This is a genomic window from Flexivirga lutea (assembly GCF_054778955.1).
Genome location: NZ_BAAGZB010000006.1, coordinates 143,685 through 164,664 on the forward strand (window position 1 = coordinate 143,685; position 20,980 = coordinate 164,664).

At 69.9% G+C, this 20,980-nt stretch carries 22 protein-coding genes; 15 read left to right on the forward strand and 7 right to left on the reverse strand.

What is annotated here, in order from left to right:
- Window positions 1-3 precede the first annotated feature (3 nt).
- The 3 genes from ACYVBN_RS17710 to ACYVBN_RS17720 are packed head-to-tail and all read left to right on the forward strand — an operon-like array spanning window position 4 to window position 2,360.
- Window positions 4-153 (forward strand): hypothetical protein, encoded by a 150-nt coding sequence (locus ACYVBN_RS17710; RefSeq protein WP_460601661.1) that lies wholly within the window; start codon window positions 4-6, stop codon window positions 151-153.
- A 57-nt stretch (window positions 154-210) separates the two neighbouring features.
- A complete protein-coding gene (locus tag ACYVBN_RS17715; RefSeq protein ID WP_460601662.1) occupies window positions 211-1,311 on the forward strand; it encodes a mannose-1-phosphate guanylyltransferase in 1,101 nt (366 codons plus the stop codon).
- Complete coding sequence (locus tag ACYVBN_RS17720; protein ID WP_460601663.1) at window positions 1,311-2,360, forward strand: dihydroorotate dehydrogenase; 1,050 nt, start codon at window positions 1,311-1,313, stop codon at window positions 2,358-2,360. Before ACYVBN_RS17715 ends, ACYVBN_RS17720 begins: the two co-directional genes overlap by 1 nt.
- A gap of 63 nt (window positions 2,361-2,423) precedes the next feature.
- Here ACYVBN_RS17720 and ACYVBN_RS17725 read toward each other — a convergent pair whose 3' ends face one another.
- Window positions 2,424-3,539 (reverse strand): hypothetical protein, encoded by a 1,116-nt coding sequence (locus ACYVBN_RS17725; RefSeq protein ID WP_460601664.1) that lies wholly within the window; start codon window positions 3,537-3,539, stop codon window positions 2,424-2,426.
- Between the two features lie 176 nt (window positions 3,540-3,715).
- Between ACYVBN_RS17725 and ACYVBN_RS17730 the strand changes: the two genes are divergently transcribed.
- From ACYVBN_RS17730 to ACYVBN_RS17765, 8 genes are all read left to right on the forward strand, one after another.
- Complete coding sequence (locus ACYVBN_RS17730) at window positions 3,716-4,183, forward strand: guanyl-specific ribonuclease (protein WP_460601665.1); 468 nt, start codon at window positions 3,716-3,718, stop codon at window positions 4,181-4,183.
- The gene (locus ACYVBN_RS17735; RefSeq protein WP_460601666.1) at window positions 4,180-4,590 is read left to right on the forward strand and encodes a barstar family protein; all 411 of its coding nucleotides are present in this window, start codon (window positions 4,180-4,182) and stop codon (window positions 4,588-4,590) included. The genes ACYVBN_RS17730 and ACYVBN_RS17735 overlap by 4 nt, the downstream gene beginning before the upstream one ends.
- Complete coding sequence (locus ACYVBN_RS17740) at window positions 4,587-5,795, forward strand: zinc-binding metallopeptidase family protein (protein ID WP_460601667.1); 1,209 nt, start codon at window positions 4,587-4,589, stop codon at window positions 5,793-5,795. The genes ACYVBN_RS17735 and ACYVBN_RS17740 overlap by 4 nt, the downstream gene beginning before the upstream one ends.
- 201 nt (window positions 5,796-5,996) lie before the next feature.
- Entirely contained in the window at window positions 5,997-7,106 is a 1,110-nt protein-coding gene (locus ACYVBN_RS17745) for a BMP family lipoprotein (protein ID WP_460601668.1), read from the forward strand.
- Window positions 7,107-7,205: 99 nt separating this feature from the next.
- Window positions 7,206-8,726, forward strand: a complete 1,521-nt coding sequence (locus ACYVBN_RS17750; protein WP_460601669.1) for an ABC transporter ATP-binding protein — start codon at window positions 7,206-7,208, stop codon at window positions 8,724-8,726.
- Complete coding sequence (locus tag ACYVBN_RS17755) at window positions 8,723-10,030, forward strand: ABC transporter permease (protein ID WP_440281569.1); 1,308 nt, start codon at window positions 8,723-8,725, stop codon at window positions 10,028-10,030. The genes ACYVBN_RS17750 and ACYVBN_RS17755 overlap by 4 nt, the downstream gene beginning before the upstream one ends.
- Entirely contained in the window at window positions 10,027-11,379 is a 1,353-nt protein-coding gene (locus tag ACYVBN_RS17760) for an ABC transporter permease (protein WP_460601670.1), read from the forward strand. The genes ACYVBN_RS17755 and ACYVBN_RS17760 overlap by 4 nt, the downstream gene beginning before the upstream one ends.
- Window position 11,380: 1 nt before the next feature.
- Window positions 11,381-11,809 carry a cytidine deaminase gene (locus ACYVBN_RS17765; protein WP_460601671.1) on the forward strand — a complete coding sequence of 143 codons (429 nt, stop codon included), beginning with the start codon at window positions 11,381-11,383 and terminating at the stop codon, window positions 11,807-11,809.
- On the opposite strand, the gene ACYVBN_RS17770 is transcribed toward ACYVBN_RS17765, so the two are convergent.
- A complete protein-coding gene (locus ACYVBN_RS17770; protein ID WP_460601672.1) occupies window positions 11,786-12,232 on the reverse strand; it encodes a hypothetical protein in 447 nt (148 codons plus the stop codon). The two genes, ACYVBN_RS17765 and ACYVBN_RS17770, sit on opposite strands and share 24 nt — an antisense overlap.
- Window positions 12,233-12,327: 95 nt before the next feature.
- Complete coding sequence (locus ACYVBN_RS17775; RefSeq protein ID WP_440281565.1) at window positions 12,328-12,693, reverse strand: hypothetical protein; 366 nt, start codon at window positions 12,691-12,693, stop codon at window positions 12,328-12,330.
- 185 nt (window positions 12,694-12,878) lie between these two features.
- Between ACYVBN_RS17775 and ACYVBN_RS17780 the strand changes: the two genes are divergently transcribed.
- The 3 genes from ACYVBN_RS17780 to ACYVBN_RS17790 all read left to right on the forward strand — a co-directional run bounded on the left by ACYVBN_RS17780 (window position 12,879) and on the right by ACYVBN_RS17790 (window position 15,673).
- On the forward strand, window positions 12,879-14,171 hold the full coding sequence (locus ACYVBN_RS17780; protein ID WP_460601673.1) for a thymidine phosphorylase: 1,293 nt from the start codon (window positions 12,879-12,881) through the stop codon (window positions 14,169-14,171).
- Window positions 14,172-14,241: 70 nt separating this feature from the next.
- Window positions 14,242-14,598, forward strand: coding sequence for a cupin domain-containing protein (locus tag ACYVBN_RS17785; protein WP_460601674.1), 357 nt, complete (start codon window positions 14,242-14,244; stop codon window positions 14,596-14,598).
- The gene (locus ACYVBN_RS17790) at window positions 14,591-15,673 is read left to right on the forward strand and encodes an adenosine deaminase family protein (protein ID WP_460601675.1); all 1,083 of its coding nucleotides are present in this window, start codon (window positions 14,591-14,593) and stop codon (window positions 15,671-15,673) included. The genes ACYVBN_RS17785 and ACYVBN_RS17790 overlap by 8 nt, the downstream gene beginning before the upstream one ends.
- Before the next feature lie 30 nt (window positions 15,674-15,703).
- Here ACYVBN_RS17790 and ACYVBN_RS17795 read toward each other — a convergent pair whose 3' ends face one another.
- A complete protein-coding gene (locus ACYVBN_RS17795) occupies window positions 15,704-16,552 on the reverse strand; it encodes an RDD family protein (protein ID WP_440283529.1) in 849 nt (282 codons plus the stop codon).
- Window positions 16,553-16,575: 23 nt separating this feature from the next.
- On the opposite strand from ACYVBN_RS17795, the gene ACYVBN_RS17800 reads away from it, so the two are divergent.
- A complete protein-coding gene (locus tag ACYVBN_RS17800) occupies window positions 16,576-17,571 on the forward strand; it encodes a stage II sporulation protein M (RefSeq protein ID WP_460601676.1) in 996 nt (331 codons plus the stop codon).
- A 3-nt stretch (window positions 17,572-17,574) separates the two neighbouring features.
- Here ACYVBN_RS17800 and ACYVBN_RS17805 read toward each other — a convergent pair whose 3' ends face one another.
- From ACYVBN_RS17805 to ACYVBN_RS17815, 3 genes are read right to left on the reverse strand one after another with little or no spacing between them, the layout of a single operon-like run.
- On the reverse strand, window positions 17,575-18,870 hold the full coding sequence (locus ACYVBN_RS17805; protein WP_460601677.1) for a DUF58 domain-containing protein: 1,296 nt from the start codon (window positions 18,868-18,870) through the stop codon (window positions 17,575-17,577).
- 10 nt (window positions 18,871-18,880) lie between these two features.
- A complete protein-coding gene (locus ACYVBN_RS17810) occupies window positions 18,881-19,873 on the reverse strand; it encodes an AAA family ATPase (protein WP_440283532.1) in 993 nt (330 codons plus the stop codon).
- Window positions 19,870-20,970 carry a DUF4350 domain-containing protein gene (locus tag ACYVBN_RS17815; RefSeq protein WP_460601678.1) on the reverse strand — a complete coding sequence of 367 codons (1,101 nt, stop codon included), beginning with the start codon at window positions 20,968-20,970 and terminating at the stop codon, window positions 19,870-19,872. The genes ACYVBN_RS17810 and ACYVBN_RS17815 overlap by 4 nt, the downstream gene beginning before the upstream one ends.
- Window positions 20,971-20,980: the final 10 nt, after the last annotated feature.

The window sequence follows — 20,980 nt, forward strand, 5'->3', positions numbered from 1 at the left end:
GGTGTGCGGACCGACCGGATCGGGAAGCCGCATCGCCCGGTCAGCAACTGGCAGACGCTGGTGGTGACGCCGCTCCAGGTCGGGATGAGGGAGTCGGTGACGATCGCAAATGCGCACGACACGCACGTTGCCGTCGCAGTCGTCGATCAGTGAGTGACGGCCTGCCGAACCCGTGAGCGGGAGGTGAAGATCGTGCATTAGCTTGTTGCCATGTCGACCGAGGAGAACGGACCCATCGAGGGGTTCTGGACCGTCATCCCCGCCGGCGGTTCGGGCACCCGGCTGTGGCCGCTGTCGCGCTCGGGTTCGCCGAAATTCCTGCACGACCTCACCGGCTCCGGCTGGTCGCTGCTGCAGGGCACGGTCGACCGGCTCGCTCCCTTGTCCGAGGATCGGCTGCTGATCGCGACAGGCCTGCGGCACGCGCCCGAAGTGCGCCAGCAACTGCCCGAACTCGGCATCGACGCCCTCCTCGTCGAGCCGTCGCCGAGGGAGTCGATGCCGGCCATCGGACTGGCCGCAGCGATCCTCGAGCAGCGCGACCACGACGCGATCATCGGCTCCTTCGCGGCCGACCACGTCATCCGCGACGACGAGTCGTTCCGGGCCAGCGTGCGGGAGGCGGTGGCCGTCGCGCGCACCGGCCGGCTGGTGACCATCGGCATCGAACCCAAGAGCCCCGCAACGGGATTCGGTTACATCAAGCTCGGCAAACCGCTCGATGTGGAGGGTGCGCCGAACGCACACGGCGTCGACTCCTTCGTGGAGAAGCCGGACGTCGAGACTGCTCGCTCCTACCTCGCAAGCGGCGAATATCGTTGGAACGCCGGTATGTTCGTCTTCCGGGCAAGCGAACTGCTGGACATGCTCGATCACTACCAGCCCGGCCTCGCCGGCGATCTGCGCGCCATAGCCGACAACCCGCTGCGGCTGACCGAGTTGTGGCCGCGGCTCACCGAGATCGCCATCGACAAGGCGCTCGCCGAACCTGCCGCCGCGGACGGGCGGGTCGCCGTCATCCCCGGTCACTTCGACTGGGACGACGTCGGCGACTTCGATTCGCTGGGCTCGCTGCTCACCGGATCCGCAGACGGCGTCAAGGTGCTCGGCAGCGCCGAGGACGTCGTCGCCGAGGACACGACCGGGGTCATCGCGCCCCGGTCCGGCCGTGTCGTGGTGACACTCGGCGTCAAGGACATCATCGTGGTCGACACCCCGGACGCGCTCCTGGTCACCAACCGGGAACGGGCACAGGACGTCAAGAGTGTGGTGCAGCGCCTGAAGGCCGCCGGCCGCGGCGAGCTCACCTGATGGCGCTGCCGCGCTGGGCGCTCGACGCCGGATACCGCGCCGCGATGCGGCCATTGCTCTTCCGCGTCGGCGGGGGAGACGCCGAGACCGCGCACCACCGCACCCTTCGCCGGATGGCGCAACTGGGCGACCACCCCGCCGCCCTACGGTCTCTCGCAGCAGCCCTACCGCGACCGGCCGGACCGGTCGAGGTCGCCGGTGTCCGGTTCCCGGGCCGGGTCGGCCTGGCCGCGGGCGTCGACAAGGACGGGCTGGGCGTCAAGGTCTGGGAACACCTGGGATTCGGCCACATCGAACTCGGCACGGTCACCGCGCAGGCGCAGCCGGGCAACCCGCAGCCGCGGCTGTTCCGGCTGCGCGGCAGCGACGCGATCATCAACCGGATGGGCTTCAACAACGACGGTGCCCGGGTCCTGGCCGATCGCCTCGCGGCGGCGGGCCCCATCGGCATACCGATCGGGGTGAGCATCGGCAAGACCAAGGCGACGCCGGTGGAGGACGCCATCGGCGACTACCTCACCAGCCTCGCGCTGCTGGACGCGCACGCGGACTACTTCGCGGTCAACGTCTCCAGCCCCAACACTCCGGGGCTGCGTTCCCTGCAGGACAAGGAACCGCTCGCGGAGCTGCTGGCCGAACTCGTCACCGCGACCGCTGCCCGCTCCCGGACCCCGATCTTCGTCAAGATCGCCCCGGACCTCACCGACAGCGCGATCGACGACGTGCTCGAGGTGGCACAACGCGCCGACGCCAGCGGCATCATCGCCACCAACACCACCCTGTCGCGGGACGGCATCGCCGAGGCGGACCTGCCACTGGCGGACGAGGCCGGCGGCCTGAGCGGCGCCCCGCTGACCCGCCGGTCGCGATATGTCGTGCAGCGCATCGCCGAGCGATCGAAGCTGCCGGTCATCGGCGTCGGCGGCGTCATGACCGCCGACGACGGGCTCGCCCTGATCGACGCCGGCGCCTCGCTGGTGCAGATCTACAGCGGACTCATCTACCGCGGGCCGGCGCTCGTTGCCGAACTCAACCGAGCCCTCGCCTGACCGAGCGGACCCCTTCCGCAGCGAGCGGCCCCTATGCAGGGTCGCCCGTCGGGGGCCGCTCGCTCAGCTTCGGGTCCACTCGGTCCAGGAGGTATGGCGAGCCTTGCGCGGTAACGGGCCGTCGGGCACCGGCCAGCCGCCGTCCGGGACCGGATGGATCCCTTGCTCTGCCAACAACCGCGCGAAGCCGGCGGCGTTGAGCGCTTCGGGCCAGTCCCAGTGGAACACGTCACGAACGTCCGGGTGCCGTCTGAGCCGGTCGTCGCGCCGTTTCGCCTGCCAGACCCGGTCCTCCGCCTCGCTACCGGTCGACCCGCCGGCGACACGGAACTTCACCTTTCCGTCGGCCTCGCCGACGATGCCGAGGTGCCGCCAGAAGAAGTCGACCCGGCCGATGAATCCGTAGGCGTCGTAGAAGTTCACCTGCAGCTCGGGCATGGGCATCCCGAGTTGGAACATGCGGGCACGGCTGAGCGACTCCAGCGGGGACTCGGTGCGGTGGTCGGCCAGTGCCATCGCGAGCTCCGCCATCTTGCATCCGCGTGAGCCTGCCGGTAGGTGCTGCGCCTGGGAGAGAAGCGTGCGTTGCGCGACGAGCCCGAGGTGCAGGGCGGCGTCGGCGGCTGCGAGCGCTGATTCCAGACTCGCGTAACGAGCGCGGTCGATGATCGTGCGATCGACGTCGGTCGCCCGAAGGTTGTCGAGTTCGACGAAGTTCGGTGCGATGGCGGTACGCCGTCGGCGCGCCTGAGATTTGCGACCCCGGGTGCCCGGCGGCGTTGCGAATTCGACCAGTTCCGTCGTCGTGCCTATCGACGGCAACTCCAGCAAGGCCGACGCGGTGCCCTGGCTGAAGATGAGCGGCCGAGCGGCGGCGTGCTGGACGGCTATCGCCATCAGGACGACGCGGTCCTCGGGCGTCAGCTGGACAGGATCGCAGGCGGCGAACGCCGCACGGCGCAGCCGCGTCCAGGTTTCGGTGCCAGGACCGGAGAGGTTTCTGTCCGAAGCCTGCATCGTGGGAACCAGCGCCAGCCGGTCGGCCGGCCCGGGGATGAACAGCCCGCGCAGGCGCTGCACCCTCGCCGCGCATGTCGCGAGGTGTCGGCGCCTGGCCAGCTCGAGAGTGTCGTCGGGGTGGGGCTGCGTCACGGGTGGCGGTGCCGGATTCGCTGTCATGCTCGAGCACTCTGGCCCATGCGGCGCGGTTGCCGCAGAATCGATCCACAGCCCTGACCGACAGGACCCCTTCCGGTCTGACTGGCCCCCATACCGGCGGTGTGTATGGGGTCCGCTCGGCGCGCAGTGGGTCCTGTCGATCAAGAGAGAAGACGGCCAGCCGCTAATCTGGCCCGATGCTGCACCGGGCCAGGCGGATTCGCGATCTGTTCATCCCGGGTGTCTTCGCACTGTTGATCCTCATCACGCTGATCTGCGTGCTGGCCGGCTGCGGCACCAGCTCCGGCGGGACCAGCCACGCACCGGCCGGCACGCCGGCAGCCACGAGCAGCGTGGGCGCCGGCGGGAGGGACCACCCGGACGACGGACTGGCCACGGTGCGTGCGTCCGACCTGCCCGCCGAAGCGCGCGCCACGATGGGTCTGATCGAGACGGGCGGCCCGTTCCCCTATCACCAGGACGGGTCCGTCTTCCAGAACCGTGAGCGGCTGCTGCCGCGCGAATCCGCCGGCTACTACCACGAATACACCGTTCGGACGCCGGGCTCCGCCGACCGCGGCGCTCGGCGGATCATCACGGCGCGCGACGGCACGCTCTACTACACCGCCGACCACTACGACAGCTTCCGGAGGATCGTGCCATGAGCGAACCGGCTGATCTGATCGCTGCCGGCGCCTCCGGCCTGCATCCCAGCGACGACCTCGCCGGCGCCCGCCGTGCGGCTGAGCGGGCGGGGTGGCGCATCGTCGACCTCGACACGTCGTCCGGTCAGGACAAGGCCCACTTCCTGCAGGTATGCCGCCAGGCCTTCCAGCTGCCGGACTGGTTCGGCGGCAACTGGGACGCCCTTGCCGACAGCCTCAGCGACGTCCGCGACCGGCCCGGCACTCTCGTGCTGTGGCGCGGCGCCGGCGGACTGGATGCCTCGGTGCGGGAGATCGCCGCCGAGATCTTCGCCGAACGCGCCGCCCGGTCCCACGACGAGGCAGGCGCGTTCCTGGTGCTGGTCGGCGGGCGCGAGAACACCCGACGTACCATGAACGACTTGTGAGTGATCTTGCCTCTTCGAGCACGGCCGTCGATGCCGCCGCGGCGGTCCTCGCCGAGATCGAGCGGCTGCTCCCGCAACTGACCACCTGGCGCCGCGACCTGCACGCCCACCCGGAGATCGCCCACCGCGAGATCCGCACCACGGCCTTCCTGCGTGACACCCTCACCGCCGCGGACATCGCGATCACCCCGTTGCCCGGCACCGGCCTGATCGCCGATATCGGCGCGACGGACCCCGCACGCCGGATCGCGCTGCGCGCCGACCTGGACGCGCTGCCGGTGCCCGAGCGCAGCGGCCTGCCCTTCCGGTCGACCGTCGACGGCGTGTGCCACGCCTGCGGCCACGACGTGCACACCACCGTCGTGCTCGGCGCCGCGCTGGCGCTGAAGACGATCGAGTCGACGCTGGCCGGACGTGGGCTGGCGGTGCGGTGCATCTTCCAGCCCGCCGAGGAGGTCATGCCCGGTGGGGCGCACGACGTGCTGGACTTCGGAGCGATGAACGGTGTCGATCGGGCCCTGGCCGTGCACTGCGACCCCAGCATCGACGCCGGCACGGTCGGCCTCACCGTCGGACCGATCACCGCCGCCTGCGACGCTGTCGACATCACCCTGACCGGCCCGGGTGGCCACACCTCCCGCCCGCACCTTTCGGCCGACCTGACCTTCGCGCTCGGCAAGGTGCTCACCGAGGTGCCTGCCGTCCTGAGCCGACGATTGGACCCCAGGTCCGGCGTCGCGCTGGTCTGGGGCCGGATCGAGGCCGGCAACGCGGCGAACGTCATCCCGGCGAGCGGCCACCTGCTGGGCACCCTGCGGATGCTCGACGCCGACGAGTGGAAGCGGGTGGACGGACTGGTCGAGCAGATCGTCCAGGACATCGTGGCGCCCTACCAGGTCGCGGCCCAGGTGCGTCACATCCGCGGAGTCCCACCGGTGGTCAACGACGCCGGCGCGGTCGCGGCGCTCGCGGCCGCGGTCCGGCGCGCGGAAGGGGAGCGCAGCGTCGTACCGACCCGGCAATCACTGGGTGGCGAGGACTTCTCCTGGCTGCTCCAGGCGGCGCCCGGCGCGCTGGCCCGGCTGGGCACCCGCACCCCCGGCGGGGCGACCTACGAACTGCACCAGGGCGATCTGGTCATCGACGAGTCGGCCATCGGCATCGGCGCCCGGACACTGGCCCTAGCAGCTCTGAGCGACACATGAGGGATTGCCGCAGATAACAGTTCGGTCGCAGAACGCGGATACGTGGTGTCGGTCACCACCGGCCCGCTAGGCTGCCGACCTGCCCGACTCGCCGAGTGAGTCGACCCCGGGGGGTCCGTCATACGCCTCAGGCACCCGCAGCCGCGGAGCAGGCATCCAGACTTTCGCCCGTCGAAAGTTGCATCACGAAAAGGAGACACCGTGCGTTCGGTGATGAAGATCGCGGCCGTTACGGCCGTTGCAGCGATGGCGTTGGCCGGCTGCGGTAGCAAACCGGCAAGCAACAGCTCGACCAGCGCGGCCGGCGGTGCGACGGGGGGCACGACCGGCAAGGCGACCGGCAAGAAGCTCAGCGCGTGCATGGTGCTCGACACCGGCGGTGTGGACGACAAGTCGTTCAACGAGAACTCCTGGGCCGGTATGCAGGCAGCGGCCAAGGCCAACCCGAACATCTCGGTCAAGTACGTCCCGTCCAACTCGGGCAGCGACTACACCCCGAACCTCACCAAGTACGCCCAAGGCGGCTGTGACACGGTCATCGCCGTCGGTGGCCTCATGGGTGACGCGCTGAAGAAGGCCGCCCAGCAGTTCCCGAAGGTGCACTTCGCGGAGATCGACAACGGCAACCAGAACGCCTCGAACATCTACGGCATCGAGTACAACACCGCCCAGGCGGGCTTCCTGGCCGGTTACCTCGCCGCCGGTATGACGAAGTCGGGCACGGTCGGCACCTGGGGTGGCCTGTCCATCCCGCCGGTGACCATCTACATGGACGGCTTCTGGGAGGGCGTCCAGTACTACAACAAGGCCAAGGGCAAGAGCGTCAAGGTGCTCGGCTGGAACGAGAAGAACCAGAAGGGCGGCACCTTCTCCGGTTCGTTCACCGACCAGAACAAGGGCAAGTCGATCACCCAGGCGATGGTCAGCCAGGGCGCCGACATCGTCTTCCCGGTCGCGGGCGCGTCGGGCCTGGGCGCCGGCGCTGCCGCGCAGGCCTCCGGCGGCAAACTCAACCTGATCTGGGTCGACACCGACGGCTGCGAGAGCGCCGCCAACTACTGCAAGTACTTCATCTCCAGCGCCACCAAGAACCTCGCCGGTGGTGTGGAGGCCTACCTGAAGAAGGCGGCCGACGGCACCTTCCCGACCGGCAACTACGTCGGCACCCTGAAGAACGACGGTGTCGGTATCTCGCCGTACCACGACTTCGACTCCAAGGTGCCCAGCGAGTTGAAGAAGGAGATCGACCAGGTCAAGGCCGACATCGTCTCCGGCAAGATCACGATCACCTCGCCCAGCCAGCCGAAGTGATGGGCTGGTTGTAGCAACCTGAGTTAGCAACGGAACGGGGTGGGTGGCTCGGCCGAGCCGCCCACCCCGCACCCGTGTATCAGACAGAGGAGTCCCTGCGTGAAGCTCGAACTGCGTGGCATCACCAAGAAGTTCGGCTCGTTCACGGCGAACGACCACATCGACCTGGTGGTCGAGCCCGGGCAGATTCACGCCCTGCTCGGCGAGAACGGCGCCGGCAAGTCGACGTTGATGAACGTCCTCTACGGCCTGTACGAACCCACCGACGGCGAGATCGTGGTCGACGACGTGCCGCAGAAGTTCCACGGCCCGGGGGACGCCATGCGCGCCGGGATCGGGATGGTGCACCAGCACTTCATGCTGGTGCCCGTGCTCAGCGTGGCCGAGAACGTCATGCTGGGCGACGAATACACCCGCTCCGCGGGTCTGTTGGACCAGAAGAAGGCGCGTGACGTCGTCGCCCGGCTCTCCAAGGACTACCACCTGGAGGTCAACCCGGACGTACTGGTCGAGGACCTGCCGGTCGGCATCCAGCAGCGCGTCGAGATCCTCAAGGCCCTGGCCCGCGAGGCGAAGGTGCTCATCCTGGACGAGCCGACCGCCGTGCTGACCCCGCAGGAGACCGACCACCTGATGGACGTCATGCGGTCGCTGAAGGCGGGCGGCACCTCGATCGTCTTCATCAGCCACAAACTGCGCGAGGTCCGCGCGATCGCCGACACGATCACCGTCATCCGCCGAGGCAAGGTCGTCGGTCAGGCCGAGCCCAGTGCCAGCCCGGCCGAGCTGGCCGCGATGATGGTCGGCCGCCCGGTGCAGCTGAAGGTCGACAAGCAGCCGGCCGACACCGGCGATGTCGTCCTGGGCATCGAGGGGCTGAGCGTGACTGCCGCCACCGGGCAGGTGCTGGTGGACGACGTGTCCCTGGACGTGCGCGGCGGGGAGATCTACGCGATCGCCGGCGTCCAGGGCAACGGCCAGTCCGAGCTCACCGAGGCGATCGTGGGGCTGATCGAGCCGAGCGCCGGCCGGGTCACCCTGGAGGGCGCCGACATCACCGACGAGAGCACCGACAAGATCCTCGGCCGGGGTGTCGGTTACGTCCCGGAGGACCGCATGCACGACGGGCTGGTCGGCAGCTTCAGCATCGCCGAGAACCTCGTGCTCGACACGTATGACGAGGCGCCCTACGGCAACGCGCTCTCGCTGAACCTGTCCGCGATCGCGCGTAACGCCGCCGAACGCGTCGACGAGTTCGACGTGCGGACGCAGAGCGCCGAGGCGGCTGCGTCGACCCTGTCCGGCGGCAACCAGCAGAAAGTGGTGCTGGCCCGGGAGATGAGCCGGCCGCTGCGGCTGCTGGTGGTCTCGCAGCCGACCCGCGGTGTCGACGTCGGGTCCCAGGAGTTCGTGCACAAGCGCATCGTCGCCGAGCGTGACCGCGGCACCGCCGTGCTGCTGGTCAGCACCGAGCTGGACGAGGTCATCGGCCTCGCCGACCGCGTCGGCGTCATGTATGCCGGGAAGATCATCGGCGAACTGCCGCCGACCGCGACAGCGGAGGAGTTCGGCCTGCTGATGGCCGGCCAGACCTCCGACACGAAGGAGGAGGCGTCATGACCCCCGAGGACAAGGGGCCGGACAAGAGTCAGCCGGACAAGAGCGAGCCGCAGACATCGGCCGACCCGGCCACCCAGGGCGACACGCTCGTCGCCGAGCAGGAGTCCGGCGACGACCGGGCGCGCGAGACGATCGGCCAGATCCTGCGCAGTGACCACCCCGCCGTGGTCACGGTGCTCGCCGTCATCTGCGCGATGATCGTCGGCGCCATCCTGATCGTCGTCTCGGACGAGGCGACGCGCAATGCCGCGAAGTACTTCACCGCGGCGCCGATGGACACCCTGACCACCGGGTGGGACGCGATCAAGAACGCCTACGTCGCGATCTTCGAGGGCGCGATCTACAACCCGAACGCCGGACAGGCGCTGTCGCCGATCTCGGAGACGCTGGTCTACGCGACACCACTGATCCTGGCCGGTCTCTCGGTGACGCTGGCGTTCCGGGCCGGTCTTTTCAACATCGGCGCACAGGGCCAGATCCTGATGTCGGCCGCGCTCGCCGGCTACATCGGTTTCGCCTGGAACCTGCCGGCCGGCCTCCACATCGTCGTGGCCATCATCGGGGGCATCGTCGGCGGCGCGATCTGGGCGGCGCTGGCCGGCCTGTTGAAGGCCAAGACCGGTGCGCACGAGGTGATCACCACGATCATGCTCAACTACATCGCGGTCTTCTTCATCAACTGGCTGCTGACCGAGACCTGGTTTCAGGCGCCGCCGTACCAGCAGGCGGTCTCCCGTTCGGTGGACGGCAACGCCCAGTTCTGGCACCTGTTCGGCTCCAACCTGCGGGTCAACTTCTCGTTCGTCCTGGCCATCGTCGCCACGGCGTTCGTGTGGTGGCTGCTGAAGTACGGCACGTTCGGCTTCCGGGTCCGGGCCGTCGGTGCCAACCAGGACGCCGCACGCACCGCCGGGATGAGTGTCGCCTCGACATACATCTGGGTGATGGTGGTCGTCGGGGCCCTCTGCGGTCTGGCCGGCGCCTCGCAGATCCTGGGTGCCGCGAACAACTACCAGATCACCGCCAGCGTCGACGGCGGTGTCGGCTTCACCGCGATCACGGTGGCACTGCTCGGGCGCGGCACCGCGTGGGGCACGTTCGCCGCGGGTCTGCTCTTCGGCGCGCTGACGGCCGGCAGCGGTCAGCTGCAGGCGTCCACGCCGACCCCTCCGGACCTGGTGCAGGTCCTGCAGGCCCTGGTCGTCATCTTCATCGCGGCGCCCGGCCTGATCCGGTTGATCTTCCGTCTGAGGCGTAGCAAGTCCTCCGGCTCGGCGGTGCTCGCGAAGGGATGGAACGGATGAGCCCCGAGTTGAACGACGACCGCACCGAGGTCGCCGACTCGTCGGTCGCCACGGTCGAGGTCGCCCCGGGCGAGGGCGTCGCGCAACACGTCGTCGAGCTGAAGCAGAGCACCGCCCGCCGCATCGGCACCGGTTGCGCCATCATCGGCCTCGGGCTCGTGGCCGCCGTCGTGCTGGGTATGTCGGCCGGCTCGTCCTCGACGACGTTCGACCTGAACAGCAACTCCTCCGGCGTGACGGTGCCGAGGTTCTCGGTGCCCGGCGTGGGCGTGATCGTCGCGTGCGGCGTGGTCATCATGCTGCTCGGCGCCGCGCAGCTGGTGCGCGGCTTCAGCAAGCGCACCCTGCGCTGGGTCGGCATCGGCGCGGGCATCCTCTTCCTGATCGCCTTCCTGACCTGGGCCGGCACCGAGGGCAAGCAGTCGGTGCAGGTCGGGTCGTTGCTCTACCAGACGCTGTTCCTGGCCACACCGCTGATCCTCGGCTCGATGGCCGGTGTCATGTGCGAGAAGACCGGTGTCATCAACGTGGCGATCGAGGGGCAGATGCTCTTCGGCGCCTTCGCGGGCGCACTGTTCGGCACCATCGCCAGCAGCTGGATCGGGCTCGTCGCGGCGGTCGTCGTCGGTGGCCTGGTCGGCGCCCTGCTCGCGGTGTTCGCGATCAAATTCACCGTCAACCAGGTGATCCTCGGCGTCGTCATCAACGCCTTCGCACTCGGTCTGACCGGCTACCTGTATGACGCCGTGATGGCCAACGACGGCAACGGCACCAACCAGCCGACGGTGTTCTCGCCGATCAAGATCCCGCTGCTCGGTGACATCCCGGTCGTGGGTTCGCTGCTGTTCAACCAGACGATCATCACCTACCTGATGTACGCCATCGTGATCGTCATCGACGTCATGCTGCTGCGGTCTCGCTGGGGTCTGCGCACCCGCGCCGTCGGCGAGCACCCGAAGGCGGCCGACACGGTCGGCATCAACGTGCTGCGGCTGCGCTACCAGAACGTCATCGTCGGCGGCGGCATCGCCGGCCTGGCGGGTGCGGCGCTGACGATCGGCTCGGTCGGGCAGTTCAACAAGAACATGACCTCCGGCCAGGGCTTCATCGCGCTGGCCGCGCTGATCTTCGGCCGGTGGACGCCGCGCGGCGCGCTGGGCGCGTCGCTGTTCTTCGGCTTCGCCAGCGCCCTGCAGGTGGCGTTGTCGTTGCTGGCGACCCCGGTCAAGATCGACTCCAACCTGTTGGCGATGCTGCCCTACCTGGCGACCATCTTCGCGGTCGCCGGCCTGGTCGGCCGGGTCCGCGCACCGGCCGCCGACGGCGAGCCCTACGTCAAGGGTGACTGACGTGGAGGTCGATTGGGGCGCGTTGACCACCGAAGCCGTCGAGGCGTCCCGCCATGCCTACGTGCCCTACAGCAGGTTCCCGGTCGGGGTCGCCGGCCTGGTCGACGACGGGCGGGTCGTCTCCGGCTGCAACGTGGAGAACGCCGCGTACGGCGTCACGCTGTGCGCCGAGTGCGGGATGGTGAGCGATCTGGTGCGCACCGGGGGCGGACGGCTGGTCGCGGTGTCTTGTGTCAACGCACTCGGCGAGGCACTGATGCCGTGCGGCCGCTGCCGGCAGCTGCTGTGGGAGCACGGCGGACCGGAGTGCCGGGTGCTGACACCGCAGGGCGTGTGCTCGATGGAGCAGGTGCTGCCGCAGGCGTTCGGGCTGGCGGACCTGCAGCACGTCGCGGAGGCGGAGGGATCAGCCGACGCTGCTGGGCAGTGACGCGCCGGCCTTGCCGTGGGCGAGGCAGTCGGTCGTGACCTTGGTCAGCGTGCCGGCGTCCAGCGGGTTGAGCTTGTTGACCCGGCCATCGCGCAGGGCGCGCAGTGTGGCGTCGGAGAACTGCGGGTAGCCCTCGTCGGCGACGCACGCCGCGACGTCCTCGACCAGGGACCGGGGGACGCCCTTGCCGACGAAGTAGTCCGTCATACCGTCCGCGACCTGCTGCTTGCTGGGTTTGCCGCTCTCGGCGGAGGACCCACCGCCAGTGCGCGCCCCGCCCCCGGTGGGTGAGCTGCTGGAGGCGGTCGGCGTCGAGGAGCTCACGGCCTTGTCGGGACTGCCCGAACTGCATGCGGCAAGGGTCAACGGCAGGGCGAGCAGCACGGCCGCGACGGCGGCGCGCCGGCTGGGAAGCGAACGCATGGTGTCCTCTCCGAGGTGGCGATGTCCGGACTGTGACGCAGCAACGCCCCGGCCGGTTGCACACCGGCCGGGGCGTTTTCGCTGCGTCTGCGACGTCAGCCGAGCTTGCTGAGCTCGTCCTTGTACTTGGTCTGGCAGTCCTTCGAAGCGGACTCGAACGTCGACTTGTCGTCGGACTTGACCTTGATCTCGCCCTTGTCGTTGGTCTTGCCGTCCTTGATGCTCTTGAGGCTGTCGGCGCTGACCTTGTCGTAGGACTTGTCGATGATGCAGCCGGCCATCTTGTCGAGGAGCGAGTCCGGGATCTTGACCCCCGACTTGTCGGCCTGCTGCTTCACACTCTTGACGTAGCCTGCCGTGACGTCGGCCTTGCTCGGCTTGCTGTCGCCGCAGGCGCTCAGGCCCATCGGCAGGGTGATGATCAGCGCGGCTGCTGCGGTGCGGGACAGGATCGTGCGCATGGCGGGGTACCTCCGTGTGACGGGTTTTCGGGGTGTGGATGTCATGTGTGGCATGGTCACCGGAGCATGGACGCACCGACGTGGCCGAATGGTTCCCGGACTCCTCCGCTCCGGACGCCGGGTCAACTGTGCCGTACCTGCGGTCGGGTGGTCGCATCGGCCCGGCCACTGGCAAGATCCTTGCAATGAGCGAGAGTTTCGATGCGGTCGACGTCATTGCCACCAAGCGCGACAAGCTGCCGTTGGCCAAGGCGCAGATCGACTGGGTGATCGACGCCTACACCCGGGGTGTGGTGGCCGATGAGCAGATGTCTGCGCTGGCCATGGCGATCTTCCTCAACGGCATGAGCCGCGAGGAGATCGCGCACTGGACGGCGGCGATGATCGCGTCCGGAGAACGGATGGACTTCGGATCGCTGTCCCGGCCGACCGCCGACAAGCACTCGACCGGTGGGGTCGGCGACAAGATCACCCTGCCGCTCGCTCCGCTCGTCGCCGTGTATGGCGTGGCGGTGCCGCAACTGTCCGGTCGTGGCCTCGGGCACACCGGTGGCACCCTGGACAAGCTCGAGTCGGTCCCGGGCTGGCAGGCGTCCTTGTCGAACGACGCGATGCTGCGGCAGTTGGAGGAGATCGGCGCCGTCATCTGTGCCGCCGGCGCCGGACTCGCGCCGGCGGACAAGAAGCTCTACGCACTACGTGATGTGACCAGCACTGTCGAAGCGATCCCCTTGATCGCCAGCTCCATCATGAGCAAGAAGATCGCCGAGGGCACCGGCTCGCTGGTCCTCGACGTCAAGGTCGGCAGCGGCGCCTTCATGAAATCCGCCGAGCAGGCGCGCGAACTCGCGCGCACCATGGTCGACCTCGGCACGGATGCCGGGGTGCGGACGGTCGCGCTGTTGACCGACATGTCGACGCCGCTCGGGCTGACCGCCGGCAACGCGCTGGAGGTGCAGGAGTCCGTGGACGTGCTGGCGGGTGGTGGACCGTCCGATGTGGTGGAGCTGACCGTCGCGCTGGCCCGCGAGATGCTCGCTGCCGCAGGCAAACCCGACGTCGACCCGGCCGAGGCGCTGCGCAACGGCCGGGCGATGGACGTATGGCGCAGGATGATCTCCGCCCAAGGAGGCGACCCCGACGCGGCACTGCCGGTCGCCACCGACACGCAGGTCATCACCGCCGGCAGCAGCGGAGTGCTGCAGCGGCTCGACGCGCTCGCGGTCGGTGTCGCGGCGTGGCGGCTCGGAGCCGGCCGGGCCCGCAAGGAGGACCCGGTGCAGGCGGGCGCCGGTGTCGTCATACACGCCAAGCCGGGGGAGCGGGTCACCGCCGGGCAGCCGCTGCTGACGCTGCACACCGACACGCCCGAGCGGTTCACCCGCGCCGAGGAGGCGCTCGACGACGCGTGGACCATCGGCGAATCCGCCGCTGACACAGTGCCGTTGGTCATCGACCGGATATCGCCGGTCGAGTAGCGGGGGAGCGAAGCGGAGGAGCGTATCGAGACCAGGATGCGCCGCGGGATCGTTTCACTAGAGTGTCGGGATGGTTGATCGTTATGCAGAGCCGGTGCGGATCCCGGTGCCGGGCGGGAAGATCATCGACGAGCACATCGGCGCCGCGAGCACCGATGAGCGGCGGGTGAGTGTTGCGCACATGCAGGCCCCGGCCGAGTGGTCCGAACCCTTCCAGACGCCGGAGTTCGACGAGTTCACGATCGTGCTGCGCGGTGCGGTCATCGTCGAGCACGGTGACGGCGAGAGCACGACGGTGAGTGCCGGGCAGTCGGTGAAAACCACTGCGGGAGAGCGGATCCGCTATTCCACAGGTCCGGACGGCGCCGACTACATCGCCGTCTGCCTGCCCGCTTTCACGCCGGACACGGTGCACCGGGATGAGTGAGGCCGAGATCCGCCCCGAGATCAGGGCGCTGCCCAAGGTGCTGCTGCACGACCACCTCGACGGTGGCCTGCGTCCCGCGACGATCGTCGAGCTGGCGCACAAGCACGGGTATGACGCCCTGCCCGCGACCGACGCCGACGATCTGGGCCGCTGGTTCCGCGACGCAGCCGACTCCGGATCACTGGAGCGGTACCTCGAGACGTTCGGCCACACCGTGGGTGTCATGCAGACCGCGGACGCGCTGCGCCGGGTCGCGTCCGAATGTGCGCAGGACCTGGCTGCCGACGGCGTCGTCTACGCAGAGGTCCGCTACGCACCGGAGCAGCACCTGGAGGGCGGACTGACCCTGGAGGAGGTCGTCGAAGCCGTCAATGCGGGGTTCCGCGACGGCGAAGAAGCGGCCGGCGGCCGGATCGTGGTGCGCGCGTTGCTCACCGCGATGCGGCATGCCGCCAAGTCGACCGAGATCGCCCAGCTGGCGGTCCGCTACCGCGATCAAGGCGTCGCCGGGTTCGACATCGCCGGTGCCGAAGCCGGCTTCCCGCCCACCCGGCACCTGGACGCCTTCGAATACCTGCAGCGGGAGAACGCCCACTTCACCATCCACGCCGGTGAGGCCTTCGGGCTGCCGAGCATCTGGGAGGCGATCCAGTGGTGTGGTGCCGAGCGGCTCGGGCACGGCGTGCGGATCGTCGACGACATCACCGACAACGGTGCGCCGGGGGAGCAGCTGGGTCTGCTGGCGGCATACGTCCGCGACCGCCGCATCCCGCTGGAGATGTGTCCGTCGTCCAATCTGCAGACCGGAGCGGCGGATTCGATCGCCGACCACCCGATCACGCACCTGAAGGACCTGCGTTTCCGCGTCACCGTCAACACCGACAACCGGTTGATGAGCGGCACGTCGATGTCCCGCGAGATGCAGCTGCTGGTCGACGAGGCCGGCTGGACGGTGGACGACCTGCGGTGGGTGACGATCAATGCGATGAAGTCGGCGTTCCTGCCCTTCGACGAGCGGCTGGAGATCATCGAGCGCATCATCAAGCCGGGGTACGACGCCGCCATCGGTGGCTGATCGCGGTGCTCGGCCGGCGACGGTCGCCGGTCAGGAGAAGGGCCGGCGCAGCGGGTCGTGAGGGAGCAGCCGCGAGCGGGTCAGCTGCTCGCGCTGCAGCCGTGCGGCCTCACGGTCGCTGCGTGCGGTGAGCACCGCGGACAGCACGTCCTCGGGGTGCGTTCCGGCCGGCGGCGGCGGCGCCACCAGCGGCATCACCTGTCGCATCAGGGTGTCGGTGAGTGCGCTGCGCGCCGCCGGGGTCAGCCCCGCCCGACGGATGAGGAACTGCCGGATCGCCAGCGCCAAGCCGTCCGGCAGCGGAGCCAGGTCGGCACGGACCGCCCAGTCGCGCAGGTATGGCGGGGCCGGTGGCGGCGGGAGCAGCTTGAGCCCCGTCTGCTCCCGCACGACATAGGTGCCGGCGGCGAAGTCGCCCAGCCGCTTGCCGCGCGCATTGCTGATCGAAGCGATGACCGCGGGGACACCGCTGGCCACCGGTATTTCGACGATCCCGACCAGGCCGCGCACGAACGCGTGCCGGAAGACGATCGGGCCGCCGTCGTCGCGCACCACCCGCAGTTTGAGGATGAGTTTGCCGAGGGACCGGCCGCGGCTGGAGGTCTCGACGGCGACGGGCAGCACCAGGAAACAGAGGATGGTGCTGAGCAGCAACAGCGTGCTGAAGGTCGCGTCGCTGCTGCCGCCGGAGGTCAGGCCCACAAGCAGGAACAGCCCGACGAGCAGCAGCGCGTAACAGACCCAGTCGATCAGCGCGGCCAGCATCCGGGTGGGCAATGGCGCCGACGGCACGTCGAGCAGAACGGCCTCGCCGGTGACCATGAGGTCGCTGTCCGCGCCGCGGAGTCGGCGCGGCTGTGCGCTCGCGACCTCGGACATGCAACCAGCTTATAGTCGCTGACGTGGACCTCGACGCGTTCGTCACGGCGCACCACCCGGAGTGGGAGCAGTTGCGCGCGCTCAGCGGGCGCCGCACGCTCACCGGGGCAGAGGCCGACGAGTTGCTGGACCTCTACCAGCGGGCGGCGACGCACCTGTCGCTGATCCGTTCCGCAGCACCGGATCCGACGGTGGTGCAATACCTGTCCACACTGCTGGCCAGGGCGCGCACCGCGTCCCTGCGGCGTCGCACGATGACCTGGTCGCGGGTGGCCGACTTCGTGATCCGCGATGTGCCGGCGGTGCTCTACCGGACCCGGTGGTGGTGGATCGGCACCGCCGCGGCCAGCGTCGCGGCGGCCGTGGTGCTGGGTGTGTGGGTCGCCCGCAATCCCGGCGTGCAGGCCTCGTTCATCTCCCCGCAGGCCGCGCAGCAGCTGGTCGACCATGACTTCCGGCACTACTACTCCGAGTACGGCGGCGCCGACTTCGCCACCCGGGTGTGGACCAACAACGCCTGGGTGGCGGCGCTGTGCATCGCTCTCGGAGTGTTGGGTTTCCCGATCGTCTGGATGCTGTGGACCAACGTCCTGAACGTCGGCGTGCAGGGCGGCATCATGGCGTCCTACGGCCACGCCGGTGACTTCTTCGGCCTGATCCTGCCGCACGGGATCCTCGAGCTGACAGCGGTTTTCGTCGCAGCCGGCTGCGGACTACGCCTCTTCTGGTCCTGGGTGGAGCCAGGTGCCCGCAGCCGTGCCGATGCCATGGCGCACGAGGGGCGGTCGATTGTCGTGGTGGCGATCGGGCTGGTCGGCGTGCTGCTGGTCAGTGGTGCCATCGAGGCATTCGTGACGCCCTCGTCGTTGCCGACCTGGGCGCGCATCGGCATCGGTGTGGTGGCCGAGATCGCCTTCCTGGCCTACGTTTTCGTGCTCGGCCGGCGTGCGGTCGCCGAGGGGTTCACCGGCGACGTCGACGACCGGGACCGGAGCGCGGTGCGTCCGGTCCGTGGGTGAGGGTCACAGCAGACCCCGGCTCTTGAGCAGCAGGTAGTGGTCCACCAGGGCCACCGGCAGACTCTCCGGCTCCTCGTCCAAGACGGTGACACCGAGTCGTTCCAGCGCGGTGCGGGTGTCCTGCCGCAGGAGTTCGGTGCGTTCGGCGGCGGCGGCGTCATACACCTGCTCGGGGGTGTCGCGCCGGGTCGCCATCGCCCGGACACCCGGGTCCGCGACGGATGCCACGACGACGCGGTGCCGGGCCGCGATGCTCGCGAGCACGGGCAGCAGGCCTTCCTGTATGGCGGCCGGCTCCAGGGGGGTCACCAGCACGATCAGCGAGCGTTGTTTCGGAAGTCCGCCCGGCGCACCGAGGAGCGTGCGCCAGTTTGCTTCCACCAGAGCGGGTTCCAGCGGTGCCATGGTGTTGATGACGGTGTGCAGCAGCTCGGCCCGGTCGCTGATCCCGGCGACCCGTGCGCGCACGGTGCGGTCGCCGGCCAGGAAACCGACCCGGTCGCCCGCGCGCGAGGCGAGCGCGGTCAGCAGGAGGGCGGCGTCCATGCCCGCATCGAGCCGGGTGCTGTCGCCGATCCGCCCGGCGGAGGTGCGGGAGGTGTCCAGCACGATGACGACACGCCGGTCGCGTTCGGGCTGCCAGGTCCGCACCACCGGGTGCTGGCGTCGCGCGGTCGCCCGCCAGTCGATGCTGCGCACGTCGTCCCCGTCGACATAGTCGCGCAGCGAGTCGAACTCGGTGCCCTGCCCACGGACCCGGACCGCCGAACGCCCGTCGATCTGCCGCAGCTGCGCCAGCCGGCTGGGCAGGTGTCGCCGGGACGGGAAGGCCGGTAGCGCGCGGATCGTCGCAGGCACTTGGACCGACCGCTGCCGCAGTGCGAGCCCGAGCGGACCGCCGGTGCGGACGGTCAGCCGGTCCGCGCGCCGGTCACCCCGGCGTGTCGGTGTCAGCGCGACATCCAGCCGGGTCTGCTCGCCGGCCGCCAGGCGCAGCCGCATCCGTTCCCCGCGCGCGCCGGCCGACGGCTGCCACGCGTCGCGCACCGCGCCGCGCAGCGTGCGTGATCCGGCGTTGCGCAGCACCAGTGTGCTGGTCGAGGTCTCACCCAGGCGGACCGGTCGCACCGGAAGCCGTTGCGGCACCAGCGAACCGGTCGGGGGCGCCAGCCACAGGTCGATACCCACCAGGACGGCGACGACGAACAGCCACCAGAAGACGGTTGCCAGGGCCGGGTGGATCAGCAGCACGACGGCGCCCAGCGCGGCCAGCACAGCGGTCCGGCCGGTCAGCGACATACCGCGGTCCTCACCGGGGGACCGGGACGGCGCCGATCACCGAGTCGAGCACGGCGGCGGCGCCGACGCCCTCCAGCTCGGCCTCGGGACGCAACTGCAGGCGGTGGGCGAGCGTGGGGCGGGTCATCGCCTTGACGTCGTCCGGTGTCACGAAGTCGCGTCCGCTCAGCCACGCCCAGGCGCGACTGGTGGCCAGCAGCGCGGTCGCGGCGCGGGGACTGGCGCCCAGCGACAAGGACGGCGCGGAGCGGGTGGCCCGCGCCAGGTCGACGATGTATGACGCGACGTCCGCCCCGACCTGGACCCGTCGCACGGCCGCGGCACCGGCAGCCAGATCATCCGGCCCCGCCACCGCACGAATGCCGGCACCGGCGAGGTCGCGCGGGTCGAAGTCGGCGGCGTGCCGGCGCAGCACCTCCAGCTCCGCAGCCCGGTCGGGCAACGGCATGGTGACCTTCATCAGGAACCGGTCCAGCTGCGCCTCCGGAAGCGGATAGGTGCCCTCGTACTCCACCGGGTTCTGGGTGGCCGCCACCAGGAACGGCGCCGGCAGCCGGCGCGCCTCGCCGTCCACCGAGACCTGGCGTTCCTCCATCGCCTCCAGCAGCGCGGACTGGGTCTTCGGCGGGGTGCGGTTGATCTCGTCGGCGAGCAGCAGGTTGGTGAAGACCGGGCCCGGCCGGAAGGTGAATTGCGAGGTGCCGGAGTCGAACACCAGTGATCCGGTGATGTCTCCGGGCATCAGGTCGGGCGTGAACTGCACGCGTTTGGTGTCGATCGCGAGGGCGGCCGCCAACGACCGCACCAGCAGGGTCTTGGCGACGCCGGGAACGCCCTCCAGCAGCACGTGGCCACGGGCCAGCAGCGCGATCACCAGCGCGGTCACCGCCGCGTCCTGGCCAACGACGGCCTTGGCCACCTCGCCACGCACGGCGGTGAGGGCCTCCCGCGCGTGCTGTGCTGCCTGCGCGTTGTCGGGGGAGGGCGATGTCTGCGAGGTCATCGTCGTACCTGCCTTTCCAGCTGTTGCAAGTCTTGTGCGAGTGCGGTCATGGCTGCGTCGTCGGGCGGCTCGGGCCCGTAGAGCAGTTCCGCCACACGCGCCGGGTCGTGCGCAGTGGCGCGAGCCGTGTGGCCGGCGAGCGTCTCGGGTGGACCGTTCGGTGCCAGCCCGAGGTAGCGGGCCAGTCGGACGCGGGTGGCCTGGCGCAACACTGCTGCGGCGCGGCCCCGGTCGTGTGCCTTGCGGTAGAGCTGGCCGCGGCTGCGGGTGGTCTCGTCGGCGGCCACCAGCACCGGCAGCGGTTCGGTGGCCAGCGCGCCGAATCGCCTTCCGCGCCATACCATCACCAGCAGGACGACCGCACCGGCGAGCCAGATCGCGGGGTGGAACCAGCGCGGCCAGCGGGGGCCCTGCGCGGCGGCACTGTCGCCGGTGGCGAGGTTGGGCGCGAACCACACGAGTCGGTCGCTCGCGCCGAGCGTGCGCAGCGCGATGGCAGCGTTGTCCGCGTCGGTCACCGTCTTGTTGGTCAGTGCGGCGCGGCTGCCGAGCAGCACCGTCTCCGGGGCCCGGCCCCGTGGCGGAAGCACGACGACGGCGCCCTTGCCACCCTCGCCGAAGCAGGTGCGGTCGAAGTCCGCGGGCGTGTATTCGACGTCCGCCCAACTGAGCTGCAGCCCGTGGAGCCACTCGACCGAGCAGCGCGAAACCGGTTGATCCTCCAGCCGGTCCACGGTGACCGGCAGGTCGAGGGCCTGCAGCGTCGCCGGGTCCGCATCGACGATCACCAGCCGACGGGCCGTCGCGGCGAGCGCCATCGTCCGTTGCAGAGTGTGCGGCGCCAGCAACTGCGGACGGGTCAGCACGACCGTGGCACCGCGCACACCGTCCGCAGGCAACTCGGTGACCCGCCGCGCGATGGTCACCTGCACGCCGTGCTGCCCGAGCACCTGGGCAACCGCGCGGGTGCCGTCGGGTGTGGCGGAGGCGGGATCCAGCGGTTCGTCGGTGGTGCGCGGCGTGAGCACCACGGCGGCGACGAGGACCGCCAGCAGGCAGCCGACGATCGCGGCGACGGCCAGTCGCCCGCGCGTCATACGGCCCGAG